This is a genomic window from Streptomyces sp. MJM8645, assembly GCF_001625365.1.
Taxonomy (GTDB): Bacteria; Actinomycetota; Actinomycetes; order Streptomycetales; family Streptomycetaceae; genus Kitasatospora.
Genome location: NZ_LJJF01000001.1, coordinates 240,096 through 258,657, shown reverse-complemented (window position 1 = coordinate 258,657; position 18,562 = coordinate 240,096). Strand labels below are relative to the sequence as shown.

16 protein-coding genes are annotated in these 18,562 nt (G+C 73.6%); 9 read left to right on the top strand and 7 right to left on the bottom strand.

What is annotated here, in order from left to right; genetic code table 11:
• The first annotated feature begins 223 nt into the window (after positions 1-223).
• The 3 genes from A6F73_RS43855 (at position 224) to A6F73_RS43850 (ending at position 2,999) form a co-directional block, all read left to right on the top strand.
• Positions 224-943: a ScbR family autoregulator-binding transcription factor gene (locus A6F73_RS43855; RefSeq protein ID WP_063345984.1), complete on the top strand. Its 720-nt coding sequence runs from the start codon at positions 224-226 to the stop codon at positions 941-943.
• A gap of 421 nt (positions 944-1,364) precedes the next feature.
• Entirely contained in the window at positions 1,365-2,222 is an 858-nt protein-coding gene (locus A6F73_RS00990; RefSeq protein ID WP_079136170.1) for an AfsR/SARP family transcriptional regulator, read from the top strand.
• Positions 2,223-2,306: 84 nt separating this feature from the next.
• Complete coding sequence (locus tag A6F73_RS43850; RefSeq protein ID WP_279634868.1) at positions 2,307-2,999, top strand: ScbR family autoregulator-binding transcription factor; 693 nt, start codon at positions 2,307-2,309, stop codon at positions 2,997-2,999.
• A 61-nt stretch (positions 3,000-3,060) separates the two neighbouring features.
• On the opposite strand, the gene A6F73_RS00980 is transcribed toward A6F73_RS43850, so the two are convergent.
• On the bottom strand, positions 3,061-3,843 hold the full coding sequence (locus A6F73_RS00980; RefSeq protein WP_063350833.1) for an MBL fold metallo-hydrolase: 783 nt from the start codon (positions 3,841-3,843) through the stop codon (positions 3,061-3,063).
• A gap of 90 nt (positions 3,844-3,933) precedes the next feature.
• Here A6F73_RS00980 and A6F73_RS00975 point away from each other — a divergent pair, with 90 nt between their 5' ends.
• From A6F73_RS00975 to A6F73_RS00965, 3 genes are all read left to right on the top strand, one after another.
• Entirely contained in the window at positions 3,934-4,542 is a 609-nt protein-coding gene (locus A6F73_RS00975) for an ABATE domain-containing protein (RefSeq protein ID WP_063345983.1), read from the top strand.
• 143 nt (positions 4,543-4,685) lie between these two features.
• Positions 4,686-6,764, top strand: a complete 2,079-nt coding sequence (gene ligA, locus A6F73_RS00970) for an NAD-dependent DNA ligase LigA (RefSeq protein WP_063345982.1) — start codon at positions 4,686-4,688, stop codon at positions 6,762-6,764.
• 292 nt (positions 6,765-7,056) lie between these two features.
• The gene (locus tag A6F73_RS00965; RefSeq protein WP_063345981.1) at positions 7,057-7,848 is read left to right on the top strand and encodes a putative protein N(5)-glutamine methyltransferase; all 792 of its coding nucleotides are present in this window, start codon (positions 7,057-7,059) and stop codon (positions 7,846-7,848) included.
• Positions 7,849-7,935: 87 nt separating this feature from the next.
• Here A6F73_RS00965 and A6F73_RS00960 read toward each other — a convergent pair whose 3' ends face one another.
• From A6F73_RS00960 to A6F73_RS00940, 6 genes are all read right to left on the bottom strand, one after another.
• Positions 7,936-9,153: an MFS transporter gene (locus tag A6F73_RS00960; protein WP_208869029.1), complete on the bottom strand. Its 1,218-nt coding sequence runs from the start codon at positions 9,151-9,153 to the stop codon at positions 7,936-7,938.
• 121 nt (positions 9,154-9,274) lie between these two features.
• Positions 9,275-10,474 (bottom strand): cytochrome P450, encoded by a 1,200-nt coding sequence (locus A6F73_RS00955; protein WP_063345980.1) that lies wholly within the window; start codon positions 10,472-10,474, stop codon positions 9,275-9,277.
• A 30-nt stretch (positions 10,475-10,504) separates the two neighbouring features.
• On the bottom strand, positions 10,505-11,197 hold the full coding sequence (locus tag A6F73_RS00950) for a DUF5825 family protein (protein WP_063345979.1): 693 nt from the start codon (positions 11,195-11,197) through the stop codon (positions 10,505-10,507).
• 52 nt (positions 11,198-11,249) lie between these two features.
• Positions 11,250-13,196: a RiPP maturation radical SAM C-methyltransferase gene (locus A6F73_RS00945; protein ID WP_063350831.1), complete on the bottom strand. Its 1,947-nt coding sequence runs from the start codon at positions 13,194-13,196 to the stop codon at positions 11,250-11,252.
• A gap of 79 nt (positions 13,197-13,275) precedes the next feature.
• The gene (locus A6F73_RS41210; protein WP_159398304.1) at positions 13,276-13,437 is read right to left on the bottom strand and encodes a hypothetical protein; all 162 of its coding nucleotides are present in this window, start codon (positions 13,435-13,437) and stop codon (positions 13,276-13,278) included.
• On the bottom strand, positions 13,434-15,365 hold the full coding sequence (locus A6F73_RS00940) for a prolyl oligopeptidase family serine peptidase (protein WP_063345978.1): 1,932 nt from the start codon (positions 15,363-15,365) through the stop codon (positions 13,434-13,436). The genes A6F73_RS41210 and A6F73_RS00940 overlap by 4 nt, the downstream gene beginning before the upstream one ends.
• Positions 15,366-15,705: 340 nt before the next feature.
• Here A6F73_RS00940 and A6F73_RS00935 point away from each other — a divergent pair, with 340 nt between their 5' ends.
• The 3 genes from A6F73_RS00935 to A6F73_RS00925 are packed head-to-tail and all read left to right on the top strand — an operon-like array spanning position 15,706 to position 18,404.
• Positions 15,706-16,086 carry a DUF485 domain-containing protein gene (locus tag A6F73_RS00935; RefSeq protein ID WP_063345977.1) on the top strand — a complete coding sequence of 127 codons (381 nt, stop codon included), beginning with the start codon at positions 15,706-15,708 and terminating at the stop codon, positions 16,084-16,086.
• Positions 16,083-17,813: a cation acetate symporter gene (locus A6F73_RS00930; protein ID WP_063345976.1), complete on the top strand. Its 1,731-nt coding sequence runs from the start codon at positions 16,083-16,085 to the stop codon at positions 17,811-17,813. The genes A6F73_RS00935 and A6F73_RS00930 overlap by 4 nt, the downstream gene beginning before the upstream one ends.
• Positions 17,814-17,816: 3 nt before the next feature.
• The gene (locus A6F73_RS00925; RefSeq protein ID WP_063345975.1) at positions 17,817-18,404 is read left to right on the top strand and encodes a cysteine dioxygenase family protein; all 588 of its coding nucleotides are present in this window, start codon (positions 17,817-17,819) and stop codon (positions 18,402-18,404) included.
• The last annotated feature ends 158 nt before the right edge of the window (positions 18,405-18,562 follow it).

Here is an 18,562-nt window from a genome sequence, read left to right as displayed (position 1 = left end):
TCGTTCGGTTTTTCCCCGAATGTGTGATGTGTGGCGCCGGTGCCGCTTTCGATCGTCCGGCGAAGAAGCAGCGGCCCGTAGGCGAAATGCGGAGGATGCGGGCGGGAGGGAAGGAGCGTTTGAGGCGATTCCCCGACATCATCTTGTCGTCCGTAGGCCACCGGTAGCTAAGATACGGGGTGTTTGGTTTTGTTTTCCGGGAGCTCTGGGTGGGGTGGTTGCGGTGGTTCGGCAGGAGCGGGCGGTCCGGACGCGTCGGCTGATCCTGGAGGCGGCGGCGTCGGTCTTCGACGAGTTCGGCTACGAGGGCGCCACCATCGGCGAGGTGGTCGCGCGGGCCGGTGTGACGCGTGGTGCGGTGTATTTCCATTTCGCCTCCAAGCGGGATCTGGCCCAGGGCGTCGTCGAGGAGCAGTTCGTCCAGGACGGTGTGCCGGAACGGGTCTGCAAACTCCAGGAGTTCGTGGACACCGGGATGGTGGTGGCCTATCTGATGCCGCGTGATCCGCTGCTGAGCGCGGGGGCCCGGCTCTCCCTGGGGCAGGACGTCTTCGACGACCTCGGCGGCGGCGCGATCCCCGGCTGGATCAGCCGGCTGGAGGCGCTGCTGGTCGCGGCCGGCGAGCGGGGCGAACTGCTGCCGCACGTCGTCCCGGCCGACACCGCGTGGCTGGTCACGGCGGCGTGGACGGGTGTGCAGATCCAGTCGCAGAAGCTCTCCGGGCGTGCGGACTTGGAGCGGCGGGCCGCCGGGCTGTTCCAGCACCTGATGCCGAGCATCGCGGTGCCGGGTGTGCTCGGTTCGCTGCAGATGGGCCCGGACCGCGGTGCCCAGGTGGTCGCCGAGGTGGCGGCCGCCCGCGCGGCGACGGAGGGCGCCGGGGCGCAGGACGGGGCGCGGTCGGCGGCCCGGGCGGTCGCGGACGAGGTCGGTGTGGGCTGACGGTCCGGCACCGGCCGGAAATCGCTGCGGCTGGTGCGGAGTTGACCGGGGCTCGGCGACCCCCTGCTCGCGGGGGCGTCCGGGGGCGTCCGGGCGGTTTCCGGGCGGTGATCGGCCGGCTGGCGGCGGGCGCGGAGTGCGGGCGAATTGGTGGCGGCGCGGGATCCATGGGGGTCCGACGCCGCCTTCGGTTTGCCCGCACTCCGCTGCGCGTGGTGGCCGGTTCGTGGCGCAGCGTGGCCGCCGCGCCCGTCTGTCCGAGGCAGGCCGCTCATCCCAAGAAACAAACAGCACGTTCGGTTTTGGATTGACAAACCGCGCGTCCTGTTTTTGACTGGTGACAGTCGCCCTAGGGGTGTCGACCCGGGTGCCAGCCGCGGCGGATCGGCCTGCGGCGTTCCGTGTGATTGGGGTGGTCATCGTGGAAATTAGGGTGCTCGGGGCGTTGGACGTCCGGGTGTGCGGGGTGTCGGTGGTGCCATCGGCGCCGAAGCCGCGTCAGGTGCTGGGGCTGCTGGCCCTGCGGGCCGACCAGGTGGTGTCGGCCGGGGTGCTGGCCGAGGAGCTGTGGTCGGGCCGCCCGCCGCGCAGCGCACGCACGACGGTGCAGACGTACGTGCTGCAGCTGCGCGACATGATCGACCGGGCGCTCGGGCAGGTCGGCCCGGCGGCAGGGGTCTCCTGCGCCAAGGACGTGCTGGTGACCTCGCCGGGCGGCTACATGCTGAACAGCGGCGGCGGGTTGACGGACGTCCGGGAGTTCGAGCGCCTGGCCGGCATGGGCTACCGGGCCATGGACGGCGACGACCACCCGCTGGCCGCCCGGATGCTCGGCGAGGCGCTCGGCCTGTGGCGCGGTCCGGCCTTCGCCGACGTCCCGGCCGGCGGTCAACTCGCCGTCGAGGCCAAGCGGTTGGAGGAGACCCGGCTCTGCGCCCTGGACCAGCGGATCGAGGCCGACCTGCGGTTGGGCCGCCACCGCGTCCTGCTCGCCGAACTCACCGTCCTGGTCGACCGCTACCGCACCCACGAGAGCCTGCACGGCCAGTACATGATCGCCCTGCACCGCTCCGGCCGGCGGGGCGAGGCCCTGGAGGCCTACCAGCGCCTGCGCAACACCCTGGTAAGGGAGTTGGGCATGGAGCCGTCCACCGGACTGCGACGGCTCCAGCGCTCCATCCTGCTGGCCGGCCCGGAGCGCCCGGAGCGTTCGGAGCGCGAGGCGGCCGCGACCGCTTCGCCGGAGGCGTCGGTGGCCCGGTTCACCCGGGTCGGCTGAGGACGGGCGGAAGGCGCCGTCGCTGCCGGGGCGCTGCTCGTGTGTGGTCGGAACGTGCTCGTCGTTGTGAGGGGTGTGGGTCGGGTGGTGCAGGAGAGGTCGGAACGGACACGCGGACGGCTGGTGCAGGCGGGGGCGGTGCTGTTCGACCGCTGCGGCTATGCGGGGGCCACGCTCGGCGAGATCGCCGGTGCCGCAGGAGTGACGAAGGGTGCGCTCTACTTCCACTTCGCGTCCAAGGAGGAGCTGGCGCAGGCGGTGTTCCAGCGGGCCGAGCGCTCGCTGCGGGGCGCCTGCGGCGGTCTGCGGGCCACCTCCTCCCCCCTGCAGACGCTGATCGACGTGGGCTACTGGCTGGTCGACGCCCTGGGGTCGGACGCGGTGGTCCGGGCGGCGTTCCGCCTCGGCCGGGAGGGCGGCTGGCAGTCGAGGACCGCCGCGTTCGCTCCCGTCACGTCCGCCCCCGGCGCGCCGGTCGCGGGCGTGCCGGTCGCGGGCGTGCGGGGCTTCCACGGTGTCTGGGCCGGTGTCGTCCGGGAGTTGCTGACCGGTGCCCGGCGCGCCGGCGAGCTGCGCGACCGCTCGGGCGATCCCGGCCCGGAGACCCTGGTGGTGGCGGCCGCCTGCGGGCTGGAGGTCGTCTTCGGCGACGGCTGCCCGGGTGAGGAGCGCGCCCGCCGGGTCGGCGCCCTGTGGGAGTGGCTGCTGCCCTGCCTCGTCCCCCCGGGCTCCTCCGACGCCTACCGGACCAGGCCGCTGGCGCCGCTGCCGGGCTGAGCGGGCGGTTCAGGGGCGGGCAGGCGGGGCGCCTCGTGCGGCGCGCCCCGCCCGGGGCCGGTCACGCCGTGTGGAGGCGCTCCGCCAGGCCGGCGGCCGTGAAGGCGGCCACCAGGTCGTCGCGGTCCTCCGTGAAGTGGGCCCAGCTGTCGTGGTGGACGAGGACGACCCGGCGGGCGTCGAGGATTCCGGCGGCCTCGGCGGCCTGGGCGCTGTCCAGGACGATGGGCGCGCCGTCGAAGAGGGCGGCGAAGCGGGGGGCCCCGGCGAAGAGGATCGCGGTGTCGACGGGGGCGAAGCGTTCGGCGATCTCCCCGACGGCGAGGAGGGAGGCGTTGTCCCCGCTGACGTAGACGGTGGGCAGCCCTTCCCCGGTCAGGACGAAGCCGACGACCTGGCCGGTGACGGCCTCCACCTGCTCGCGGGCCCCGGGCCCGTGGAGGGCGGGCACGGCGGTCACGGTGAGGGTGCCGCCGTCGGGGCGGTCCAGCGTGACCGACTCCCAGTCGGCCAGTCCGCGGGCCGTGCCGCCGAGGCGCAGGCCGCCGCCGGGGGTGGTGAGGGTGAGCGGGACGTCGGCCAGCAGGGCCCGGCCGGAGTGGTCGAGGTTGTCGGGGTGCTCGTCGTGGGAGAGCAGGACGACGTCGACGCGGCCGGCGTCGGCGGCGCTCCCGGAGGAGGGAGCGGTCTTGGTCAGGAACCGGCCGTCCGGCCGCAGGTAGTCGCCCGGGCCGTCGAAGGTCGGGTCGGTGAGGAAGCGCAGGCCTCCGTACTCGAAGAGGGCGGTCGGGCCGCCGAAGAGGCGGACGGGGAACTGCTCGACGGTCGTGTCGGAAGAAGCCATGGTGAAGCACACCTCACGGTTGAGAGCGGTTTATCCGTGAGGAACGCTAGCCGGTTCTCACGGATGAGCGCAAGCGCTACCATGAGACTCATGACGGACGCCGCGGACACCGCCACCGACGAGACCGCCGTGCCACCCGCGCCGGGCGAGCAGCAGTACCCCTCGCTCGCCCTGGTCAACAGCGCCGTCACGCTGCCCGGCGGACACGTCGTCGACCGCCTCGGCACGCCGGCCGCCGCCGGCCAGTGGCTCCTGGAGCACGGCCTCGCCCCGGCCGACGCGGGCCTTCAGGAGATGTGCACGGCGCAGGTGCGCTCGATGCGCGAACAGGTCAGGACGCTGTTCGCCGCCCGCGTCGCGGAGCTGCCCGCACCCGCCTCCGCCCTGGCCGCCGTCAACGACGCCCTGACCCGTCTGCCCACGGCCCGGCTGCTGCGGTGGGACGACGGCAGCGGCCCCTACCGCGCGGCCCCCCACCCCACCACCGAGATCGTCGACCACGCCCTGGCCACCCTCGCCGCCGACGCCGCCGACCTGCTCACCGGGCCCGAAGCCGCCCGCCTCACCGCCTGCGGCTCCACCCCGTGCACCCGGTACCTCCTCCGGCACGGCCGGCGCCACTGGTGCTCCACCCGCTGCGGCGACCGCGCCCGCGCGGCCCGCGCCTACGCCCGGCGCACCCGGCCCCAGCCGGACTGACCGGGCCGGCGGCCTCGATCGGCGCCCTCGCCGACGGCCCTGGTCGACACCCCTGGCCGGTGCGGGCCGCACCCGCCGGTCCCGGTCCGTGCGAGCCGCGTTCGAGCGGGTCGAATGTCAGTGCGGCTCGCCATGATGGCGGTATGAAGGACGCAGCCACCCTGGCCTCCCCTGCCGCCCTGGCCTCCCCGCAGGCCTACGCCGACGCCGTCGCCGCCGCCGTGCGGGCCGCCGCCGCGTACTACGCCGACGGCTCCGCCCCGCTCGGCGACGACGAGTACGACGCCCTGGTGCGGGCGATCGAGGCCTACGAGCACGAGCACCCGGACGAGGCGCTGCCCGAGTCGCCCACCGGCAAGGTGGCCGGCGGCGCGGCGGTCGGCGACGTCCCGCACAGCGCGCCGATGCTCTCCCTCGACAACGTCTTCTCGGCCGAGGAGCTGGAGTCCTGGGCGGCTGGCCTGGAGCGCCGGCTCGGCCGGCCGGTCGCCGCCTGGTGCGTCGAGCCGAAGCTGGACGGCCTCGCCGTCGCCGCCCGCTACCGGGCCGGCCGGCTCACCCAGGTGCTGACCAGGGGTGACGGCCTGGCGGGGGAGGACATCACCGCCGCCGCCGAGGCCGTGCTCGGCCTGCCCGCCCGGCTCGCCGAACCGGTCGACGTCGAGCTGCGCGGCGAGGTGCTGCTCACCCACGAGCAGTTCGAGCAGGCCAACGCCGTCCGCACCGCGCACGGCGCCACCCCGTTCGCCCACCCGCGCAGCGGCGCGGCCGGCACCCTGCGCGCCAAGGACCGCGCCTACCGCGTCGAACTCACCTTCTTCGCCTACGACGCCCTCGGCCTGCCCGGCCTCGACCACGCCGACCTGCTCGCCCGGCTCGCCGTCCTCGGCGCCAACACCGCCGCCAGCACCGACGCCGCGCCGCGCCGCTGCGCGACCCTCGCCGAGGCGCAGCAGCGGATCGACGAGATCGCCGGCCTGCGCGCCGCACTGCCCTTCGGGATCGACGGCGTGGTGGTGAAGGCGGACGCGGTGGCCGACCAGGAGGCGGCCGGCTCCGGCTCCCGCGCGCCGCGCTGGGCGGTGGCCCGCAAGCTGGCGGCACAGCACAAGGTCACCCGGCTGCTCGGCGTCGAGTGGAACGTCGGCCGCACCGGGATCATCGCGCCCCGGGCCGTCCTCGAACCGGTGGTGATCGACGGCGTCACCGTCACCTACGCGACCCTGCACAACCCGGCCGACATCGGGCGCCGCGGGCTGATGATCGGCGACCAGGTGTTCGTCTACCGGGCCGGCGACGTGATCCCGCGGGTCGAGGCGCCCCTGGTCGACCAGCGCACCGGCGCCGAGCAGCCGATCGCCTTCCCCGAGGTCTGTCCACGTTGCGGCGACGCCATCGACACCTCCGAGCAGCGCTGGCGCTGCGTGCGCGGCCGGGCCTGCCAGGCGGTCGCCTCGGTGGTCTACGCGGCCGGGCGCGACCAGCTCGACATCGAGGGCCTCGGTGGCACCCGCGCCGTCCAGCTGGTCGAGGCCGGGCTGGTCGGCGACCTCGCCGACCTGTTCACCCTCACCCGGGAGCAGCTGCTCACCCTGGAGCGGATGGGCGATACCAGCGCCGACAACCTGCTCGCCGCCATCGAGACCGCCCGCAGCCGCCCGCTGAACCGGGTGTTCTGCGCCCTCGGCATCCGCGGTACCGGCCGGACGATGTCCCGCCGACTCGCCGCGCACTTCGGCAGCATGGCCGCGATCCGTGCCGCCGATGTCGAGGCGCTGGCCGGCGTGGACGGCATCGGGGTCGAGAAGGCCGCCGTGATCGTCGCCGAACTCGCCGACGTGGCACCGCTGTTGGACCGGCTCGTGGCGCAGGGCGTCGGCACCGCGGTGACCGAGCCGACGGCTCCCGCCGCCCAGGCCGCGGCCGGCGGCGCGGCGGCCGCGGGCGACACCGCGGCGGGCCCGCTGGCCGGCCCGCTGGCAGGCCAGAGCGTGGTCGTCACCGGCAGCATGACCGGAGCCCTCGCCGAGCTCTCCCGCAACGCGATGAACGAGCTGATCGAACGCGCCGGCGGCAAGGCCTCCTCCTCGGTGTCCAAGCGCACCACCCTTCTCGTCGCGGGCGAGAAGGCCGGCTCCAAGCGCGCCAAGGCGGAGGAACTCGGAGTGCCCGTCATGACCCCGGAGGAGTTCGCTGCCCTGGTCGCCGAGCAGCTCGGCTAGCTCCGCCAGGCCGGCCGGCCAAGCGGGCGGACAGCCGCGCAGCCGGGCAGGACCTGGGCCCGGAAGACCAGTTGATCGCCCGCGCCGGGGGTGCGGTAGGGTGGCCGACGCCGTGTATGACCGCGACTCAAGGAGGTGAGCCCCATTACCGGTATGTCCGAGCGGGTGCTCCCGGAGCGCGGCCGTGCGGGCGCGTCGCGCGCATAGCGCGGACGCGTCGGCGCGGTGCCGGCCCTTGCGGGAGCCCTGACGGAGTCGTTCGTCCTCCTCCCGATTCCCCCAAGGGGTCCTCTTGTCGGTTTTTGCCTCCGCAGCTCTCTGTTCCTCGGTCGTCACCCGGCTGCGCGCCGTCGGTTGCGTGTTCGCCGAGGACGAGGCGCGGATCCTGCTCTCCGCCGCCGCCACACCGGCCGACCTGGCCGTGATGGTCCGCGCCCGGGCCGAGGGCCGGCCGCTGGAACACGTCGTCGGCTGGGCCGAGTTCGCCGGGCTGCGGATCGCCGTCGACCCGGGCGTGTTCGTCCCGCGCCGCCGCAGCGAGTTCCTGGCCGCCACGGCCACCGAGCTCACCGGCCCGGGCGCCGTGGTCGTCGACCTCTGCTGCGGCAGCGGCGCCCTCGGCGCCGCCGTGGCGGCCGCCGCCGCGCACCCGGTCGAGCTCTACGCGGCCGACGTCGACCCGGTCGCCGTCCGCTGTGCCCGCCGCAACCTCACCGGGCCCGGGGCCCCGGTCTTCGAGGGCGACCTGTTCGTCGCGCTGCCCGCCGCCCTGCGCGGCCGGATCGACGTCCTGCTCGCCAACGTCCCGTACGTCCCCAGCGCCGACATCGCGCTGCTGCCGCCGGAGGCCCGGCTGCACGAGGCCCGGCCGGCGCTGGACGGCGGCGCCGACGGTCTGGACGTGCTGCGCCGGGTGGCCGTCGAGGCGCCGCACTGGCTGGCCCCGGGCGGGTCGCTGCTGTTCGAGACCAGCGAACGGCAGACCCCGACGGCCCTGGCCGTCGCCCGCGCGGCCGGCCTCGACGCCGCCGACGCCTGGTGCGAGGACCTGGACGCGACGGTCGTCACCGCGACCCTGCGCTGACGGGGCCGCCGCCCGGACCCGCCTCGCCTCCCGCCTCCCGCCCCCGCTTGCCGGTGGCGGGAGCGGGCCCGGCGGTCGGCTGGGCGCTCACAGCTCGCGGATCTCACGCCTGGTCAGCGCGTACCCGAACGCGCCCGTCAGGCAGAGCCCGGTCGTCGCGAACACCCCTTGACTCCCGAACGCGTCCACCGCCGCGCCGGCCGCGATCACCGAGATCGGGAAGACTCCCAGCGCGCAGAAGGTGACGGCCGCCATGACCCGGGCCAGCAAGGCGGGCGGGGTGCTCTTCTGCACGCCGGTGACGACCAGGACGTTGGTCACCGTGCTGGCGCCGCCGGCCACGCAGAGCAGCAGCACGGCGCCGACGAGGCCGACGAGCGGCACCAGGCCGATCGCCACACCCATCACCAGTCCGGAGAGCATCGCCGTGCGGCCCCGCGAGCGGACCTCGGTGAGGCCGGCCGCGAACAGGCCGCCGACCAGCGCACCGCCGGTGAACGCGGCCAGCAGCAGGCCCAGCCCGACGGCGCCGGCGTCGAAGCCGTGGGTGGCCAGGGTCGGCAGGGCGACGCGGGTGGCGCCGCCCACCGTCAGGTTCGCGATCACCGTCACCGTCAGCACCGCGCGCAGCAACGGCGATTCCCGCAGCAGGCGCCGGAAGTTCTTCGGCACGGAGGCGCGTTCGGAGATCGGGCTGGGTGCTGCGACGAGGCTGCCGCGGCCGATCAGCAGCAGCGTCGCCGCCGACACGGCGAAGGTCGCCGCATCCAGGCCCAGGGCGGCGGCCGGGTTCAGCCAGGCGACCAGCGGGCCGGCCAGCGCCGGACCGAGCAGACCGGCGCCGAAGGTGACCGTACTGTTCAGTGCATTGCCCGCGTGCAGGTCCTCGGCGGGCAGCAGGGTCGGGGTGATCGCCCAGGCGGCCGGCAGGAACACCCCTGCTCCGACGCCGACCAGCAGCGCGAGCCCGCCGATCAGCCAGAAGTTCGCCGCCCCGCCGGCGGCGATCGCGCACAGCCCGGCGGTGGCGAGCAGCCGGCCGAGGTCGGCCGCCAGCATCACCCGCCGGGCGCCGAACCGGTCGGCGAGCATCCCGCCGAGCGGGGTGGCGGCCAGCCGTCCCGCGCCGTAGGCGGCGACCACCAGGCTCAGCTGGCGGGCGCCTCCGGCGAGGGAGTAGACCAGCAGCGGCAGGGCGACCACCTGGAACGCGTTGCCGAACTCCGAGGTGCCCTGCCCGATCACCAGCAGCCGGAAGCCCCGCGCGCGCAGGGGCGCGACGCTGATCCGGGGGCGGAACCGCAACAGCCCCGCCGCGCCGCGCGCTCCTGCGCCGCCTGCTCCTGTGCTGCCCGTCCCTGCGTCGCCCGTCCCTGCGTCGCCCGTCCCCGCGCTGTCCGTCCCCGTGTCGCTTGCTCCCGCGCCGCTAGCCATCGAGCGAGACCGGCAGCGACTCCAGGCCGCGCAGCATGATCGTGTTGCGCCAGGGCAGGGTCTCCTCCGCGGCGGCCAGCTCGATCCGCCCGAAGCGCTCCAGCAGGCCGGTCAGCGCGACCTCGCTCTCCAACTTGCCGAGGAAGGAGCCGAGGCACCGGTGCAGGCCCTGCCCGAAGGCCAGGTGGCCCGGATCGCCCCGGTCCAGGATCAGCCGGTCGGGATCGGTGAAGCGGGCCGGGTCCCGGTTGGCCGCGCCGAGCGAGAGCAGCACCAGTTCGTCCGCCGGGATCTCCACGTCGTCGACCATCACGTCGGCGTTCGTGAACCGCAGCGTGGCCATGCTCACCGGAGACTCGTAGCGCAGGAACTCGTCGATCGCGACCGGCATCGCCGCCGGGTTGGCGCGCAACCAGGCGAGCTGGTCGGGGTGGTGGAGCAGCGCCAGGGTGGCGGTGCCGAGCAGGTTGACGGTGGTCTCGTGGCCGCCGATCAGCAGCAGGAAGACCATCGAGAACACCTCCCGCTCGGTGAGTTCACCGGCGTCACAGGCCTGTACCAGGTCGGTCAGGATGTCCGTGCTCGGCGACGCCCGCCGGGCCGTCATCAACTCGCGCAGGTAGTCGTTCAGTTCGGCGGTGGCCTGGTCGAAGGTCATGTCGCCGCCCTGGGTGAGGATCGCCGTCGACCAGGTGCGGAAGGCCTGCATGTCCTCCGGGGGGAAGCCCAGCAGCTCACAGATGATCATGATCGGCAGCGGGAAGGCGAAGTCCGTCACCAGGTCGGCGGTCTCCCGCCCGCGCAGCCCGTCCAGCAGGCCGTCGGCGATGCGCTCGACCAGCGGCCGCATCAGGTCGACCCGCCGGCGGGTGAAGACGCCCTGGATCAGCCGGCGCAGCCGGGTGTGGTCCGGCGGGTCGCTGTTGAGCATGTGGACCACCTCCGAACCGAGCGTCAGGCCGGAGCCCCGCCCGCTCGCGATGGCCTGGCTGCGGCGGACGTCCTGCCCGAAACGCGGGTCCATCAGCGCGGCCCGGACGTCCTGGTAGCGCGTCACCAGGTAGACCGGCAGGCCCTCGCCGAACTCCACGACGGAGACCGCGCCGGCCTCGCGGATCCGGGCGAGCGTGGGGTAGGGGTCGCGGATGAAGGCGGACATCCGCGCGGCGGCGTCGTCGACCGCGGTGGTCATGGATCACTCCTCGGGCTCGAACTCCGGCAACTACACGGTCAGCGACGGGAAGGGCCAGCGGCGCACCCGCATGGGCAGGAACCAGGCGCGGCCGGCCTGTTCGGCGATCAGGCCGGCCGCGGCGAAGTCCTGGTGGACGGCGTCCGGCAGCCGGCCGACCTCGACGCCCTCGGCCAGCGCCTCGACCTGCGCCAGGTGGCCCGGCTCGTCGATGGTGAACAGCTCCAGCGTCCCGAACCGGCGGTCGCGCACCTCGACGAAGCCGGGGCCGCGCCGGAAGACGCACTTGCTCGGGTAGTACGTGGCGCGCCAGTCGGCGACGACGTCCTGGGGGCCGCCGGTCAACTGCTCGGGCGGGTACAGGTGGTGGAACCGGCGCCGCGCCGCGCAGCCGTCCGTGCAGTCGGCCTGCCAGAGCACGGCAAGCCCCTGCCCGGTCGCCTCGCGCAGCAGCATCAGCGCCCGCGCGGAGGCCGCCGGCGCGTCCGCGCAGAGCCGCACCGGCTCGGTCAGCCGCAGGCAGCGGACCCCGGCGCGGTGCAGTTCGGTGACCTCCGCCTCCGCTGGGCCGGACAGGGTGCGGCGACCGAGCGCGAAGCCCGGCAACTCCCTGGCGGCGGGGTCGTAGTCGAGCCAGAGCTCGACCTCCGGGCCGGCCGCGCGCCAGGAGGCGGCATCGGCCCCTCCCGCAACGGCCCCTCCAGGATCGGCCCTTCCCGCCACGGTCCTTCCCGCAACGGCCTTTCCAGCATCGGCCGTTCCGGCATCGGTCCGTTCAGCCGATCGTGACGGCATCGAGCACCTCCTCGGCGCGAGGGCGGGCGGCGGCGGGGCCGTGCCGGTGCTGCATCCGCATCAGCACCTGGTTGTCGGACTCGACGGCGACCTGGAGGAAGCTGTCCCCGTCGTGGAACAGCAGGCCCAGCGCGGTGAAGCGCTCCAGCACCGGCCCGACCGCCGCCGCGCCGCCGGGGACCTTGGCGGCCAGCGCGGCGGTCGAGCGGGGCTGGTTCAGCAGCCGGAAGGCGGCGAGCTCCACCGGATCGGTCAGCTCGACCACCCGCCAGTCGTACTCGGGGCGGGTGTTGACGAGCGCGATCCGGCCGCCCGCGTCCCGGTAGCTGAGCCGGCTGTCGGGGAACCGCGCGATCCAGGTGTCCACCGCCGCGCTCAGCCGCTCCGCGAGGTCGCCGCCGATCCCGCGTGGTGGCGCGCTGAACACGTAGGCCAGTTCGGCCAGTTTGCTCTGCGGCAGGCGGTAGGTCGCGCCGTACTGGAAGGCCGGCCGGGTGATCGCGAAGCCCAGCTCGGGCCGGTCGAAGTACGGGCTGAACCGCTCGATCGCGATCCGTCCCGCTCCGGTCGGCGGGTCCAGGTGGTGCAGCACGGGCAGTTGGCGGATCACCGACTCATAGTCGGCCGGCTGCTCGCCCGGGAAGCCGTAGAGGTAGTTCCAGCTCACCGACACTCCGGCGCTCTGCGCGTCCCGCAGCGCGCGGACGTTCTGGCAGCCCGTCACCCCCTTGTCCATGATCCGCAGGACCCTGGTGCTCAGGCTCTCGATGCCGGGCTGCACCTGGGCCGCGCCCGAGTCGCCGAGGAGCTGGAACTGGTGGCGGCGCAGGTTGGCCTTGATCTCGAAGTGCAGCCGCAGGTCGACCGGGAGTTCGGCCAGCGACTTCAGGACGGTGTCGAAGTAGCCCATGTCCAGGATGTTGTCGACCACGTAGACGTCCAACAGCTGGTGGCGTTCGGCGAGCGTGAGCACCTCGGCGAGGAAGTCCGTCGGCGGCTTGGAGCGGAACTCCATCGAGGAGCCGTTGAGCCCGCAGAAGGTGCAGTGGTGCTTCTCGCCCCACCAGCAGCCCCGGGAGCCCTCGACGACCAGCTTGGGATCGACCCAGCCGGCCGCGACGGAGGCGTCGAGCCGCTCGTAGAAGTCGTCGTAGCGGGGCGCCAGGATCGCCGCGGGCGGCAGCGGACGCCTCGTCATCTCGTTGGCCGTCGACGTCCCGGAGTCGTCCCGCCAGCAGAGCCCGGGGACGGCGGAGAGGTCGCCGCCTTCAAGGAGCGCCGGGAAGGCGGCCTCGCCCTCGCCGCGCACCACGTAGTCCAGGAAGGGGAAGTTGCGGTGCAGCGCGGCGCCCTGCGGACCGTCGCAGTTCGCGCCGCCGAACACCGTGCGCACCTGCGGGCACCGCTGCTTGAGCAGCTTCGCGGCGGCGAGGCTCGCCGTGTTCTGCTGGAAGGTGGTGGTGAAGCCGACCAAGTCCGGTGGGTCGGCGGCGAGTTCGTCGACCAGTCGGGCGATGAACGCGGGGGCGATCGCGCGGGTGGCCCGGGTCAGTGCGATCTCCTGCTCGCTCGCACCGCTGGTGGCCAGGTACTCGAAGTAGGGCGCGAACTCGCCGTCGAGGTCATCGATGTCGCTGCCGTCGCCGTTGACGCAGGCCTCGATGCCGGGGGCCGGGCCGTCGTCACCGTACAGCGCGCCGGCGAACGCCCAGTCGCCCGCGCCCTGGAAGTAGGACTTCTCGGAGAAGTACTGGTAGTCGTCCACGCCGAAACCCGCGGTCTCGGCGGCCCAGTCCACGAAGTCCAGGTTGGCGTACCGCACTTCGACCTGGTGGCCGGCTCGTGCGGCAGCGGTGTGCATGATCCCGAGCGCCAGCGACGGCACGTCGATCGCGCCCCAGGGCATGTGCAGCAGGACGATACGCATGGTGGCCACTTCTGTTGTTCGCCGGCGGTCGGTGAGGTGTCGCTCCGGGGCACCGCAGGCGCCCCGGAGCGACGGTGAATCACTTGCCCTTGGTCTCGGCCTTCGGCTTCGGCTGCCCCTTGAGGGCAGGCGCGACCACTGCGGCCTTGGTGATGTCGAGCGCGAAGGCCTGGACCACCACGGCGCCCCGGTCACGCTCCGGGGTGCTGATCGGGTCGTTCTGAATGCTGCGTCGCTTCATGGCTGTTCACCTCCTTCCACCAGTTCGGCGGGTACCTCGGGGCGGTCGCCCCGGGGTGGCAGGGGGAGCGGTGCCGGCCAGGCGTGCTCGGCGAACCGGACCATCGTGGCCAGCACCGATCGGTGGTCGGCGGTCCGGCGGCTGTAGTGGCCGCCGTCCACCCAGAGCAGCTCGTGCGGCACCGCCAGCCGGCGCAGGTCCGCGGCGTACCGGGCGACCTGGTCGGGTGGGCACCGCTCGTCGGTCCGCGAGGCGACCAGCAGGACGGGCGAGCGGACCTGGTGCACGTACGATCGCGGGTCGGCCGCGCGGTAGCGCTCGGGAACCTCGTCCGGGGTCCCGCCGAAGAGCTGGCGATCGAGCTCGCGCAGCGCGGGGGTGGTGGTGCGATAGGCGGCGGGGTAGTCCGCGATCGGCTGAGCGGCCATGCCGAGTGACCACAACTCCGGCTGCGCGCCCATCGCCAGCAGGGCCAGGTAGCCGCCCCACGAGAATCCGCACAGGCCGGTGCGCTCCGCGAGCGCCGTACCGTCGGCGACCAGCTCCGCGCGGACGGCGGCCAGGTCCTCGATCTGCGCCAGCCCGACCCGGTGGCCGTACTCGTGCTGCCAGCGGGCGCCGTAGCCGGTGGAGCCGCGGTAGTTGGTGCGCACCACCGCGTAGCCACGGCCGACCAGGGCGTTCACCCGCGGGTCGTAGGAGTCCCGGTCGTGGGTGGCGGGGCCGCCGTGGACCAGGAAGAGGGTCGGCCACGGGCCCTGGCCGGCCGGAGTGCTGACGAAGCTGTGGATCCGTCCGTACGGCCGGGGCGTCCAGCGTTGGCTGCGGGAGGTGTCGCCCCGGTCTGGATCGAGGCCCTGCCCGGGGTGGTGCGCAGTCTCCGTGCCGGGGCGCAGGACCAGCGGGCGGGGTGGTGTCGACTCCCGGCTCCAGACGCAGTGCAAGGTGCCGTCCGGAGCGCAGGACAGGTCGTGGATCGTGCCGCCGGGGGTGCTGATCTCCCGGACGGGTGGGGCCTGTTCGGCCGGTCCTCGGCCCGCGGCCCCCTGCTGCGGCGCCCCTTGCCCCTCCGGCGGGTCGAGTTCGGCGAGGAGCAGTCGGCTCCGCCCGGCCCGCTCGTGCTGGATCAGCACCTCGCGCGGCCCCTGGTACCAGCCGGCCGATATCTGCGAGTCGAACGACAGCCCCGGGTACCTGCGCAGTCCCGTGCCGGCCTGCCAGGTCGCGACGGTGTACTGCTCGTCCTCCTCGACCACCAGCAGCAGCTCCGGTTCGAGTACCGCGAGCGGGTTGAACTCGATCGGCCAGAGCCGCAGTCGGCGGTGCCCGGCGAGCCGCAGCGGACCGTCCGCCTGCGCGCCCGCCTGAACGGTCGCCTGAACGTCCGCCTGCGCGCCCGCCTGACCGTCCGCCTGAGCGTCCGTCGGCCACAGGACCACGGAGTCGTCCCCGTCGGGCCGCCCGCCGAGGGCGAGGAGCCGACCGTCCGGCGACAGGTCGGCCAGGCTCAGGTACCCCGGCGCCGAACCGATCAGCCGGGCCTGGCCCGCGGGCGGTCCGACGTAGCAGTGCGAGGCGCCGTCGACACCGACGACCACCGCCGCGAGCGCGCCCGTCCGGTTGAAGGCGACGCCGTACGCCCGCCCGCGCGGCACGCCGTGCAGCGCCTCGCCGCCCGCTCCGCCGGCGAACGGCTCGCGCCGCCACCGCCCCTCCCCGGCGTTGTCGGCGTCGAACCACCAGACGGCGTCGCCGTCCGGCTCGATCTCGCTCAGGTGGACGCCCCCCGGCCGGTCGGTGACCACCCGGCGCCGACCCGTCCCCAGGTCCCAGGCCACCGCCTGCCAGCGCTCGTCGACGAGCCGCGTCTCGACCGCGCGGTCGGCCGCCAGGGCGGCGAAGCCGGGGGACTGGAACGCCTGTGTCACGGACCCGGCCCTTTCGGCTCGATGGTGGGAACAGACTGCGCTGAACGTCCCGAGGCCGGTGCACTGGTGTGAAGATCCAGTGAACTGGCGTGAAGAAAAGGCCACTTGTGGAGGATCGCCGCCACTCTAGGGGGGTGCCGTGGTTGCGAACAGACCTTTCGCACAGTTGGCCGAAATGCAGCTGAGGTGAATGCGGGCCGGCAGGGGTGTGGATGTGCCGGGAACGCGCAGCGGGAACGCACAAAGGCCGGCCGTCGCCGACCGCGCGTTGATCGCTTGTCTGCCACGGATTCCTACGGTCGGGCCTTCGGTAAGTTCCGCACCGCTCAAAAGGATTCCCATGATCGACCAAGCCGCGTCGTCGCGCGGTGGCGCACCCTGGATCGGCGATGATCCGCGATTCACCGAGTTGCGCGCCGCGTACCGCAGGTTCGTGTTCCCGGTGACGGCGGCGTTCCTGCTCTGGTTCCTGGCGTACGTACTCTGCTCGGCCTATGCCCGCGGCTTCATGGCGGCCAAGGTCGTCGGGAGCATCAACGTGGCCCTGGTCTTCGGACTGCTGCAGTTCGTCTCGACCTTCGGCATCGCCCTGGCCTACGGCCGGTTCGCCGCCCGGCGGTTGGACCCGCTGGCCGAGGCCCTGCGGAGCGCGGCGGCGTCCCGTCCGACCGCATCGGCCGGACACGCCGACAACCAGGAACTGACGGAGAGCCAGGCATGACACAGCACCTTCCGCTCGCCGCGGCGACGGCGCAGGCGGCATCGCACAAGGGCCTGACCATCGGCCTGTTCGTCGCCCTGGTGGCGGTGACCCTCGTCATCACCCTCTGGGCGCGGCGGAGCACCCAGGGCACCGGCGGCTTCTACACCGGCGGTGGCCAGTTCTCCGCGCTGCAGAACGGGATCGCGATCTCGGGCGACTACCTCTCCGCGGCCTCCTTCCTCGGCATCGCCGGGATCATCGCGCTCTCCGGGTACGACGGCTTCCTCTACTCGATCGGCTTCCTGGTCGCCTGGCTGGTCGCGCTGCTGATGGTCGCCGAACTGCTGCGCAACACCGGTCGGTTCACCATGGCCGACGTGCTGGCCGCGCGGCTGCGCGGCGGTCCGATGCGGACCGCCGCGGGCGTGTCGACCATCGTGGTCTCGATCTTCTACCTGATCGCGCAGATGGTCGGCGCGGCGACGATCGTGGGGCAGCTGCTCGACGTCAAGGGCGCCTCGGCGCAGATCTGGACCATCGTCGGGGTCGGTGCCCTGATGATCGTCTACGTCGTGGTCGGCGGGATGAAGGGCACCACCTGGGTGCAGATCGTCAAGGCGGTGCTGCTGATCGCCGGCGCGGCCATGATGACCCTGTGGGTGCTGGCGAAGTACGGGTTCGACCTCAGCCACCTGCTCGGGGACGCCGCCGCGGCCTCCAAGAAGGGCGACTCCTTTCTCCAGCCCGGCCTGAAGTACGGGGCGACCGACGGCTGGTCGAAGCTCGACCTGGTCAGCCTCGGCGTCGCCCTGGTGCTGGGCACCGCGGCGCTGCCGCATGTGCTGGTCCGCTTCTACACCGTCCCGACCGGCCGCGACGCGCGCAAGTCGGTGAACTGGGCGATCGGCATCATCGGGGTCTTCTACCTGATGACCCTGGTGCTCGGCTTCGGCGCGGCCGCGCTGGTCGGCACGGCGACGATCAAGGAGAAGGATCCGTCCGGCAACACCGCCGCCACCCTGCTGGCCGAGCACCTCGGCGGCGGCGCGGGCACCACCGGCGGCTCCCTGATGCTCGCCTTCATCGCGGCGGTGGCGTTCGCCACCATCCTCGCGGTCGTCGCCGGGCTCACCCTGACCTCGTCGTCGTCGTTCGCCCATGACCTGTACGCCAGCGTGATCCGCAAGGGCAGGGCCACGGAGCGGCAGGAGCTGGTCACGGCGAAGATCGCCGCCGTGGTCATCGGCGCGGTCGCGGTCGCCCTGTCGATCTTCGCCAGGGACCTCAACGTGGCGTTCCTGGTGGCCCTGGCCTTCGCCATCGCGGCCTCGGCCAACCTGCCGGCGATCCTGCTGACGCTGTTCTGGAAGCGCTTCACCACCGTCGGCGCCAAGTGCGGTATCTACGCGGGCCTGGTCAGCTCGATCGGCCTGGTGCTGCTCTCCCCGATCTGCTGGGGCGGCGCGACCGGCACGGTCCACGCCGTGAAGCTGACGGCCGCCCAGGCGAAGGACTGCGGGGTGGAGGCGTCCAGCAAGCAGGTCGGCAACGCCACGGCGCTGATCTCCTGCACCACCACCGCACCGGTGCCGCTGCAGAATCCGGGCATCGTCTCGATCCCGATCGGGTTCGCGGCCGCGGTCCTCGGCTCCTTGGTCGGCAGCCGCCGCCGTCGCGACGAGGAGTCGGACGGGCGTGGCTTCGAGGAGCTTGAGGTCCGCGCGCTCACCGGAGTGGGGCGGTAGAGCGTGGAGCCGGGCTCCAACCTCGACGAGTTCCTCTCCGACCTCGCGCGCTACGCCGCCGCGGATGTCCTGACCGCCCAGCTCACGGCGGACACCCTGCGCAAGTACCTGCGGGCCGGACTGATCGTGCCCGACGACCTGTGTGCCGGTGACACGGACGGCTACTCGCAGCGGCTGCTGCATGCCGGACGGACGCACTCCGTGGTGGCCCTGACCTGGCTGCCCGGTCAGTCCACCCCGATCCACGACCACGTCGCCTGGTGCGTGTCCGGTGTGGTGGAGGGCGTCGAGGTGGACGAGGCGTTCCGGCTGTGGCGGCCCTCCAGAACCGGCCGCAGGGTGCTGGTGCCGTCCGGCCGGACCACCTGCTCTCCCGGCCGGGTGCAGCTCCTGGTGCCGCCCGACGAGGACATCCACCGGGTGTCGAACGGCGGCACCGGTCGCGCGGTCTCCCTGCACGTCTACGGCGCCGACATCGCGCTGAACGGGGGCAGCTCGATCAACCGGGTCTTCGGGAACGAGGTCGTGGACCTCCCGCCGGACGGCGCCCGCCTGGTGAGCTGGCGGAGCCCGGAGAGCCTGGCCCCGTGACCGCCCCGTAGCGAACCGACGGGCCGTCCGCCCCGGACGGCCCGTCGGCCATGCCCGGGCCCCTGCCCGGTGAAGCGGGCGGGGCCGTACGGCCTGACGTCGGGTTCTGCTGCGGTCGGCCGGGCCGTACCCCGCGATTGGTCCAGACCTATTGACGA